Origin of the sequence: Verminephrobacter aporrectodeae subsp. tuberculatae At4 (assembly GCF_000193225.1) — a bacterium.
Taxonomy (GTDB): Bacteria; Pseudomonadota; Gammaproteobacteria; order Burkholderiales; family Burkholderiaceae_C; genus Acidovorax; species Acidovorax aporrectodeae.
In genome coordinates, this window is sequence record NZ_AFAL01001002.1 from 1 (window position 1) to 3,201 (window position 3,201).

3 protein-coding genes are annotated in these 3,201 nt (G+C 66.3%); all 3 read right to left on the minus strand.

Going from position 1 to position 3,201, the window contains the following annotated elements:
* Positions 1–275 (minus strand): sulfatase-like hydrolase/transferase (locus VTU_RS30260; RefSeq protein ID WP_010110393.1); only part of this gene is annotated, 275 nt, incomplete at its 3' end.
* 91 nt (positions 276–366) lie between these two features.
* The gene (locus VTU_RS0124470) at positions 367–1,347 is read right to left on the minus strand and encodes an ABC transporter ATP-binding protein (protein WP_010110395.1); all 981 of its coding nucleotides are present in this window, start codon (positions 1,345–1,347) and stop codon (positions 367–369) included.
* Positions 1,344–2,996 (minus strand): ABC transporter substrate-binding protein, encoded by a 1,653-nt coding sequence (locus VTU_RS0124475; RefSeq protein WP_010110397.1) that lies wholly within the window; start codon positions 2,994–2,996, stop codon positions 1,344–1,346. Before VTU_RS0124475 ends, VTU_RS0124470 begins: the two co-directional genes overlap by 4 nt.
* Positions 2,997–3,201 lie beyond the last annotated feature (205 nt).

Below are 3,201 nucleotides of genomic sequence, written 5' to 3' on the forward strand. Positions count from 1 at the left end.
CCGGCCTTGCGCAGTTCGAGCGCGAGATTCGTGTGGCGCGCGTCGAGCGGGATGGTGTTCTGAACCGCCCGGTGGTTCATCATGTACAGGCCGGTCAGCAGGCTGGCGCGGCCCGGGCCGCAGGGAACGGCCTGGGTGTAGTGGCGCTTGAAGGTGACGCCTTCCGCGGCCAGCGCGGCGATATGCGGCGTCTCGACCACCGGGTGCCCGAGCATGGGCAGGCAGTCCCCGCGCCACTGGTCCACGACGATGAGCAGCACGTTCTTTTTCTTCATGGCTTTTTCCAATGTTTCAGCGCTTCCGGCGCGCAGGCTTGCACGGCCGGGCCATGATGGCGCGCGGGTTTCCGGATTTCGGGCAGAGGGTTCATGCAGCCTGAATGCACGCCACGTGGTGCCGGGAATCGACGGCGCGCTGCACGGGGACATGCTGCGCGCAACCGGGCTGGAACTGCCGGCAGCGGGGGCCAAAGCTGCAACCACGCGGCATGCGGCCCGGCTCGGGAACGCTGCCGGCCATGGAGAGCAGCCGTTCGGGCGCCCGGTGCAGGTCGGGCAGCGCTGCCAGCAGCCCCTGCGTGTAAGGATGGCCCGGGTGCTGAAACAGGCGCTGGCGCGGGGCCTGCTCGACGACGTGGCCCGCGTACATCACCAGCACCCGCTCGCACAGGCTGGCGATCACCCCCAGATCGTGCGAGATCAGCGCCAGCGCCATGCCGCTGTCGTCCCGGATTTCGGCCAGCAGCGCCAGAATCTGCGCCTGTATCGTGGCGTCCAGCGCCGTCGTGGGTTCGTCGGCGACCAATAGCTCGGGCTCGCCCGCCAGCGCCATGGCGATCATCGCGCGCTGGTTCATCCCGCCCGACAAGGTGTGCGGGTACGCATCCAGGCAGCGTCCGGCGTTCGGAATCTGCACCCGGTCGAGCAAGCGCAGCGCCTCTGCCCGGGCCGCCGTGCCGCGCAAGGCGCGGTGCAGCGCCAGCGACTCCATCAATTGGCGGCCGATGCGCTGCACCGGATTCAGCGCGGACGTGGGGTCCTGGAAGATCATCGCAATGCGCTTGCCGCGCACCGGCGCCAGGGCGTCGCCGGACAGCGTATGCAGCGGCTCGCCGCGCAGATGCACCGCCCCGCTGACCTGCGCGCGCGCGCCGAGCAGACCCAGAACGGCGAGCCAGGTCACGCTCTTGCCGCAACCCGACTCGCCCACGATGCCCAGCGACTCCCCCGGGTAGATATCCAGATCGACGCCGTGCAGGACGGGAACCTGGACTCCCGCGGTGTCGAATGCGACGCGCAGGTTGCGGATCGACAGCAATGCGGCTGTGGCGCTGTGCGGAGTTTTCATTTCTTGGGCAGGTGCAGGTTGTCGGCGCGAAAGTCCATGGCGAACGTCGGGGACCATGTCCAGCCGATGTCCCGGCGCTTGCCGTAGAACGCCGCATTGCGGTGCAGGACGATGTAGGCCGGGTCCTCGCGTTCGGCGATTTCCAGCATGCGGCGGAAAACACGGCTGCGGCGCGCCATGTCGGCGGAACTCTCCAGCAGGCTCGACAGCGTGTTGAACTCGTCGTTCGACCATTCACCCATTTGCTGCTGCTGACCGTTGGGTCCGTGGTTGTTGATGATCGAGCCCACGGGGTCGTTGAAGGGCGCGGAATTCGACCAATCGCGCAGCCCCCGGGGCGCACTGCGATCGAAGATCTGCTGCCAGTTCTCCTTCATTTGCAGTTCGACGTTCAGACCGACTGCGCGCCACATCTCCACCAGAATCTGCGCCGTTTGCACCTGGTTCGTGTAGTAGTTGTTCAGCACGCGAAACGGAATGGGCTCGCCCTTGTAGCCCGCTTCCTGGATCAGCCGGGCGGCCAGCTTGGGGTCGTAGCGCGGAACGCCCCAGTCCTTTTGGAACATGGGGCCGTAGTATTCCCACTGCAAACCGGCGGGAACGCTGGTCCGGTCCGCCCAGAGCGCACGGACGATGGCGTCGCGGTCGATGGCGTGGGCCATGGCCAAACGGATTTTCGGGTTCGCCAACTGCGGATGGTGCTTGTCAAAGGCGATCAACCGATGGTTCAGCACGGGGCCGCCGACGACTTCAAACTTCGGATTCGCCTCGATGGTCCTGATCTGGTCCGGGGGGATGTCGGTCACGAAATCGTATTCGCCGCTGAGCAAACCGGCGACCCGCCCCGAGACCTCGGGGACCACCTGATAGCGCAGCTCGCGCACCGGGGGCTTGCCGCCGTAGTAGGCATCGTGCGCGGCCAGGACCAGCACGTTGTCGCGCCGGAATTCCTTGACCTTGTAAGGGCCTGCGGAGACCGGGTTGAGCGCCCAGGAGGCCCAATCCTTGGCGGCGAGGAAGGCGCGCTTGGAGATGATCTCCGACCCGGAGCGCGCGATGCGGCCCTCGAGCGTGACGTCGGGAACGGCGTTCACGAAGCGCACGGTGTACTTGTCGACGACCTGGACCCGCTCCAGCGACGGCCACAGGCGCCGGGCGACGGCCGGCACTTCATGCGGCAGTTCCAACGCCTTGCCCGCAGGCGGCGCGCCCGTGGCAGAGGCGTCGGTCTGGATGGTGCGGGTCTCCTGCCCGGCGCGCAGCGGCGCGGTCGCGGCAAACATGTGCTCGGGGCCGAAGCTGAAGGCCACGTCTTCGGCGGTCATCTCGTCGCCGTTGTGAAACTTCACGCCCCGGCGCAGCCGGAGCTCCACGGTGCGCTCGTCGATGCGCTTCCACGCGGTGGCCAGGCTCGGCTGGAGCGACAGGTCGCCCTGCCGCTGGAGTTCGATCAGGTTCGCGTAGATCATGGGAAAGATGCGCGACCCCACATTGCTTTGTTCGCGCAAAGGGGTCAGCGTCCCGTTGGTCGTCACTTGCTGGACGGCGATTCTGAGTACCGGGCGCGCGTCCGTCTGGGCCAGCGCCGCCGCGGTCATGAGCGTGCAGACGATGGCGCTCGCCATCGATCTGCCCAAGGTTGTGGTCATGGGTCTTCTCCGTGTTGCCTCCTGAATTGTCGAAAGCAAAAATGTCGGGATGAAGGCAGTTTGAAGGCTGTTTCATCGTAACTACTCAGCCCCCCCCCGCCGTAGGCCATAATCCGCAACTTGATGCAACAGCTACCCGACCTCAGCACACTTAGTTCGACCCAGATGGGCACACTGGTCTTGGAGCTATGGGCGATGGTGCAGA